The sequence below is a fragment of the Dyadobacter sp. genome (genome assembly GCF_039919315.1).
Taxonomy (GTDB): domain Bacteria; phylum Bacteroidota; class Bacteroidia; order Cytophagales; family Spirosomataceae; genus Dyadobacter.
On the sequence record NZ_JBDSFX010000104.1, the window covers coordinates 45,220 to 51,410 of the forward strand.

The 6,191-nt window shown below is 46.1% G+C and carries 7 protein-coding genes; 1 reads left to right on the top strand and 6 read right to left on the bottom strand.

What is annotated here, in order from left to right:
- Nucleotides 1–55 precede the first annotated feature (55 nt).
- The 6 genes from ABIO93_RS31540 to ABIO93_RS31565 all read right to left on the bottom strand — a co-directional run bounded on the left by ABIO93_RS31540 (nt 56) and on the right by ABIO93_RS31565 (nt 5,679).
- The gene (locus ABIO93_RS31540) at nt 56–823 is read right to left on the bottom strand and encodes an SDR family oxidoreductase (RefSeq protein ID WP_348074027.1); all 768 of its coding nucleotides are present in this window, start codon (nt 821–823) and stop codon (nt 56–58) included.
- A 90-nt stretch (nt 824–913) separates the two neighbouring features.
- Nucleotides 914–1,816 (bottom strand): helix-turn-helix transcriptional regulator, encoded by a 903-nt coding sequence (locus ABIO93_RS31545; protein ID WP_348074028.1) that lies wholly within the window; start codon nt 1,814–1,816, stop codon nt 914–916.
- Between the two features lie 39 nt (nt 1,817–1,855).
- Nucleotides 1,856–2,125 (bottom strand): UBP-type zinc finger domain-containing protein, encoded by a 270-nt coding sequence (locus ABIO93_RS31550; RefSeq protein ID WP_348074029.1) that lies wholly within the window; start codon nt 2,123–2,125, stop codon nt 1,856–1,858.
- Nucleotides 2,126–3,787 carry an FAD-dependent oxidoreductase gene (locus tag ABIO93_RS31555; RefSeq protein WP_348074030.1) on the bottom strand — a complete coding sequence of 554 codons (1,662 nt, stop codon included), beginning with the start codon at nt 3,785–3,787 and terminating at the stop codon, nt 2,126–2,128. It abuts the gene before it with no gap.
- A gap of 31 nt (nt 3,788–3,818) precedes the next feature.
- Nucleotides 3,819–5,219 carry an ATP-binding protein gene (locus ABIO93_RS31560; protein WP_348074031.1) on the bottom strand — a complete coding sequence of 467 codons (1,401 nt, stop codon included), beginning with the start codon at nt 5,217–5,219 and terminating at the stop codon, nt 3,819–3,821.
- Between the two features lie 100 nt (nt 5,220–5,319).
- Nucleotides 5,320–5,679, bottom strand: coding sequence for a hypothetical protein (locus ABIO93_RS31565; RefSeq protein ID WP_348074032.1), 360 nt, complete (start codon nt 5,677–5,679; stop codon nt 5,320–5,322).
- A 144-nt stretch (nt 5,680–5,823) separates the two neighbouring features.
- On the opposite strand from ABIO93_RS31565, the gene ABIO93_RS31570 reads away from it, so the two are divergent.
- Nucleotides 5,824–6,191 (top strand): DNA polymerase ligase N-terminal domain-containing protein (locus ABIO93_RS31570; RefSeq protein ID WP_348074033.1); only part of this gene is annotated, 368 nt, incomplete at its 3' end.

Genomic DNA, 6,191 nt, shown 5'->3' on the forward strand with positions numbered 1-6,191 from the left:
CATTTATTATACCAAATAACAGAAAGCAATTCCAATAATACTTCCGCCGGCAATATCACAAGTTCATTCCGCCCGAAGCCTCAATGCGCTGCGCCGTGATCCAGCGTGCCTCATCCGAACAGAGAAAAGCAACCACGCCACCAATGTCATCGGGCATACCTACCCTGCCTAAAGCCGTGATGGTTTTCATATAGTCCTCCAATCCGGGATGCGCATCGAATGCATTTTTGGTGAAATCAGTGTGAATGATACCTGGCGCGACCACATTCACGGTGATACCGCGGTGTCCCAATTCCTTCGCCAAATACTTCGTCAATGTTTCAACAGCGCCCTTCATCGATGCATAGGCAGCATAACCGGGCGTTGAGAAGCGAGCCAAACCAGTGGAAAGATTGACAATCCGTCCATTGTCGGCCATGTATCCCAATGCTTTTTGGGTTAAAAAGTAAACGCCTTTGAAATGAACATTCATCAGTTCGTCAAATGCTTCCTCGCTCGTATCGGCGAATGCGGAACGGCGGTCGATTCCGGCATTATTGATTAAAAAATCGAAGCTGTTCCTACCCCATTTCTCCTGTAAAATCACTGAAAGCGATTTGAAAAATGCATCAAATGTGTGCACATTGGCAGTATCCAGCTGAACTGCCACTGACTTCCGTCCCAATGCTTCAATGGTTGCTACCACCTCTTCGGCCTCCTCAGCTTTGCTGCGGTAGACTACAATGACATCTGTTCCTTTTTTGGCCAGAGCGAGTGCCATATTTTTACCTAATCCACGACTGCCGCCTGTTACCAATGCTATTTTATTCCCTGATTCCATCATTTTGTTTGTTTAAAATTGATGGAACAAAGGTATAGGCAACCCAATCCTGAAAACTGTCGGTTTCAAATCAAAACTTACGAAATTCAAATCTCACACCCGAAATGCGCGCGGACTGAGCGAAGTATGTTTTTTGAAAAGATTATTAAAATGAGAAGGCTCTTCAAATCCCAGACTGTATGCGATCTCGGAAACATTCCAATCGGTGTGTTTCAAAAGGATCTTCGACTCCTTCACGATTCGGTCGCTAATGAGTTCTGTGGTGGTTTTGCCCGTGATTTCTTTTAAGACTTTATTGAGATAATTGACGTGAATAGACAGCTGATCGGCATAATCCTTGGCTGACCGGAAAGCCAGCTTCTGATGGGGAGGCTCGATAGGAAACTGTCTTTCAAGCAGTTCTATAAATAAGGAAGAAACCCTGTTATAAGCATTAGTCTCGGTGAAGAGCGAGGTAGCCGGTTGGAGTTTCTGTCCGAAATGGATCAATTCAATGACGTAATTGCGCAGCAAATCGTACTTATAAGCATAGTCAGATTCAATTTCCCGGAACATCTTGTCAAATAAAACTTTCACTTCTGCGATCTGTGCATCGGTCAGGAAAAATATGGGACTGCCGCCCGGTTTGAAGACCGGAAGCTCTTTCAGCCTGATACCGCTGTTGTCCTGCGTCAGGAAATCCTCTGAGAAAATGCAAAAAAAGCCGGCTTGATTTTCATCCAGCGGCTCATAGTTGTAGGGGATCAGGGGCGTCGCAAAAAGCAAGGCATTATGCTCAATGTCAATGACTTGATCGGCGTATTCAGCCCTGTTTTTACCAAGAATCAGGCTAATTTTGTAATACGACCGTCTGTTGTAAGGCATTGAACCGCTCTTGGAACGGTACAACTCCGCAGTCTTGAACAGATTAAAGTGACCGATCTCTTTCTGGACCGGCTCGGGAATGAGTTGGTCGATCTCTTTGTAAAACTCGGAAACAGTAGTTGCTTTTGACATACACAAACTTACAAAATTCAATCCAGTCGCCGCGAGCTCCTACTCATAAGTCACAAAAGATTCATCGGCATAACACCACAGCCATTTCTCTCCCGGCTCGGCAGAAGATGCCACCGGATGGCCTGTCTGATGAAAATGCTTGGTCATGTGCTGGGCAGGAGAGCTGTCGCAGCAAAGTGTTGCGCCGCAAGTCTGGCAGGTCCTTAAATGAACCCACCAACCATCCACTTTCTTACATTCTTCGCAAACCCGCTCAGCAGCAGTTTTAATATCTGTTATTTCATTGATGTGGTTACAAACCTGATCCATTTATACCTCGCTTAAATATTGATGAACAAAACTGATGGACATGGAGCCTTCGCCTACCGCGGACGTCACCCGGTTCATAGCTCCTGCCCGCACGTCGCCCGCGGCAAAAATACCCGGAGAACTGGTTTCCAGTAAGTAGGGATCACGCTCCGCTTTCCATACCTGACGGAAATTGCTATAACCCTTCATATCGCGCCCGGTTTCAATAAAACCTTTGCTATTCTTAATAATTTCGAGGCCAACCCAATCCGTGTAAGGCTTGGCACCAATAAAGATAAAAAGCGCATCGGCAGGCACTGTGCGCTCCTCGCTGGTATTGAGATCCACTAGTTTCAACCCCTCGAGATGATCATTCCCCTGCGCCTCCACGATCTCGGTGCAACCCAGAATGGTGATATTGTTAGTGCCTTTGATCTGGTCGATCAGGTAAGACGACATCGAAGATGTGAGATCATTCTTACGGACCAGAATGTAGACATTCCTTGCAAATTTGGACAAATACATCGCAGCCTGGCCAGCAGAATTGCCGCCTCCCAGCACATACGCATCCTTGTTACCGCAGGAACTCGCCTCTGTACTGGCGGCCCCATAGTAGATTCCTTTGCCTGTAAAATCACTGATACCCTTGGTTTCCAGCTTCCTGTAATCCACCCCGGTGGTAATCACCACTGCTTTGGCATTAACCTCGCTGTCGTCCCCGAGTACGATGGTCTTATATTTATCTTTTAATTTGATCTCTTTGACAAACTGTGGGGAAAGAAATTCGGTACCAAACCGCGTCGCCTGCGTAATCGCCCGGCGTGTGAGGTCAGCCCCGCTTAGGCCCATAGGAAAGCCGAGGTAATTCTCTATCCTTGAACTGGTTCCGGCCTGCCCGCCAGGTGCCTTTCTTTCTATTAATAAGGTACTTAATCCCTCGGAAGCACCGTAAACCGATGCCGCAAGCCCAGCGGGCCCTGCTCCGATGATCACCACGTCGTAGATCTGCTGCTTCGTTTTCGCATTCAGCCCGATACGCTCTGCAATGTCTATTAATGAAGGTGTTTTCAGTAAAATACCGTCGTCAAATATGACCACCGGAAAATCGACCGGGCACAAACTATTAGTAGCGGCGATCTGCTTTCCTGACTCATTGGATTCTACGTCCATCCACGCATAAGGTATCAAATTTCCCGCTAGAAAGTCCTTGATCTCGTGCGCCTTAGGCGAGAATTGGTAACCTATCACTTTGATGCCTTTAAAATCCGGGCGGTAGTTTGCCTGCCAGTCGCGCAGCAACTCATCTATCGCCGGGTATAGCTTTTCTTCCGGGGGGTCCCAGGGTTTCATCAGGTAATAATCCAGCTGCACATCATTAATCGCCTTAATGGCCGCGTCAGTATCCGAATAAGCCGTAAGTAATACTCTTTTTGCGAATGGAAACAGCACCATCGCTTTTTCAAGAAAATCCACACCCTGCATTTCCGGCATGCGCTGGTCGGAAACAAAAATGGCTACTTCCTCTCCTTTATTTTGAAGTTCAAGCAGACTTTCCATCGCTTCGGCCACGGAAGTGGTGCTAAGAACCTTGTATTTATCGCGGTAATGAGATTTGAGATCGCGGCTGATAGCCCGCAGCACTTGCGGATCATCGTCAATAGAGAATATAATGGGCAAACCCATAGTTGAGAATTTTTATAAAATGAGACCTAAATTATCCATTAATGGGAAAACAAACCAGAAATTCTGTTTTCCCGCTTTCTGTGTGAAGTGTAACTGAGCCGTGATGCTGCTTTACAATGCGCATAACCACATCCAACCCCAATCCCGTTCCCTTTCCAATCGATTTCGTCGTAAAGAACGGATCAAAAACTTTGGTACGAATCTCTTTGGGAATACCCGGGCCATTGTCACAGATCGACACTTTGATGAACTCCTTATCGCGGTGCGTGATGATTTTAAGTTCCGGATCAGGTTGATTTTCAAGGGCGTCAATCGCGTTATCGATTAGGTTCGTCCATACCTGGTTCAGCTCTCCTACCATTGCCTTTAAATGCGGCAAGGTCAGGTCAAACTCCTCGATTACCCTGATATTACCCTTTTTCAGTTTATAATTAAGCATAGTCAGGGTATTTTTAATGCCGGTATGAATATCGATCACCTCTTTCTCCCCGCCCCTGTCCATGTGCGTGAATGTTTTGACCGAACCCACCAGGTCTGCAATCCGCTTGGAAGCTTCCTGAATGTCGGCTACCATTCGTTCGGTTGTGAGGCTGTTGTTAATCCAGAGCAGTATCGGAGAAAAGTCGTCCTTATTGATTTTACCCTTCAAATCATCCAAATCCGATTCGCTAATACCAAACTCAACAAGGTTTTCGGCCATGTCGTCACATTCTCCTACATTATTGAGGTCCAGCCAATCAAGGATTTCGTCTTCCTTTTCAGATCTTTTCATCATCGACAGCACGGGCCGGTCGGTATTAGCCTGCAATGCCATCATTTTCTCATTGATAATGTCGATTTCAGCAGGAGACAAATGAATGGAGATCAGCTTTTTAAAAGCCCCTGGCTGCAATAGCAAATGCTTTTTTAATGAATCAGACCCGCGTACAATAGCGGCAGCGGGGTTATTAAGCTCGTGCGCCAATCCTGCCGACAATTTGCCTAATGCCATCATTTTCTCATTCTGCTGTTCAAGCTCCGTAAATTCCCTCACCCGGGATGTCATCACGATGACGAGTGCCTGGGTAAGTTCGTAATGCGAAATGATAAGCTCACGCAGTCTTTCCTGGGGGAATGTCATCAGCTGGGTCACCTCTGTGCATTGACCGTAGGCAACGCCGACTTTCCCTCTTGAAAAGGGTAAAACACCCGTTACGGTACCGGGGAGCATTTCTGCAATGGTCAGTTTGGTATTGTTCTGGATCCGGTAAAGCTCAATGCGCCCGCTGATGATGATGTGCGTTCCTTTCAACGGTTCGCCCGGCGAGGTCATGAAAGCACCTTCCGCCAATTCGTAATGTTCACTCTGATCAACCATCCATTGCAACTGGTCTTCCGGAACATCCTTAAAAACCGCAATGGATTTCAAATCTTTTGCACTGATATCCTTCATGAAAGAAAAGTTTGTCGTTAAGTACGAGCTCTAATTTCGACATAATTAAGGATTTTCAGGGCAAAATTTTACGTTAAGCTGACGAAATTAAGGTTGAATTTCAAACCGCCCCACCCGTAACAATTCGACTATACATCTTATACTCGGGAAACCCAATCGTCGATTCCGCCAAGCTAACTTCGACCCAGTCACGGTTCATTTGGTGAACGAAAGCACCATTAACACCTGGAAATAAAGACTTTAAAATTTCCAATGAATCCGCTTCAAGATTAATTTCCTCATGACCGAGCTCACTGGAAAAGTAATGTCCCCGGCAAAATCCGGCGGAAGTTTCAAATTCTATTTTGACCAGACTTCCAGACATTTCCTGTTGCATGACCTCTACCACAATCTCTTCGCGCAGGTCTTCTTCCGTCCCCAAAGTTTCTTCCTGTTCTCCCAGAATATCAATAACACTCATTTTTTCAAAGTTTAGTTTCCATGTCTTTTGCTGGACGGGCTCAAAAACCATTCCAAATCATTGCGTTTCAGAGGCGACGGTATGATTATTTTATTCTTCCAACTATGTTTCCTAAGCGGCATCCATCTTAAATCCAAAGAAATCATGAGCCTGGTTAAATACAACGAAAAGCGCAAGTTTGATAAAACACCTGAACCCAAAGGTGGCGAGGCGAAAGCGAAAGCATTGATATTTGTCATCCAAAAGCACGATGCGTCCAGGCTGCATTATGATTTTCGTCTGGAAATGGATGGTGTGCTCAAAAGTTGGGCGGTACCGAAAGGTCCGTCGACTGATCCGGCTGTAAAGCGGCTTGCGATGATGGTGGAGGACCATCCTTATGATTATAAAGATTTCGAAGGTATAATTCCCGAGGGAAATTACGGGGCAGGTACTGTGATGGTGTGGGACTTTGGGACCTATGAACCGCTAGAAAATGCTGATTCCAAGGCAGATCAGGAAAAAATATTATT

What these genes read in the sequence shown, in the direction of transcription:
- ABIO93_RS31540 (WP_348074027.1), bottom strand. Translation starts at nt 823, where the DNA reads ATGATGGAATCAGGGAATAAAATAGCATTGGTAACAGGCGGCAGTCGT.
- ABIO93_RS31545 (WP_348074028.1), bottom strand. Translation starts at nt 1,816, where the DNA reads ATGTCAAAAGCAACTACTGTTTCCGAGTTTTACAAAGAGATCGACCAA.
- ABIO93_RS31550 (WP_348074029.1), bottom strand. Translation starts at nt 2,125, where the DNA reads ATGGATCAGGTTTGTAACCACATCAATGAAATAACAGATATTAAAACT.
- ABIO93_RS31555 (WP_348074030.1), bottom strand. Translation starts at nt 3,787, where the DNA reads ATGGGTTTGCCCATTATATTCTCTATTGACGATGATCCGCAAGTGCTG.
- ABIO93_RS31560 (WP_348074031.1), bottom strand. Translation starts at nt 5,219, where the DNA reads ATGAAGGATATCAGTGCAAAAGATTTGAAATCCATTGCGGTTTTTAAG.
- ABIO93_RS31565 (WP_348074032.1), bottom strand. Translation starts at nt 5,679, where the DNA reads ATGAGTGTTATTGATATTCTGGGAGAACAGGAAGAAACTTTGGGGACG.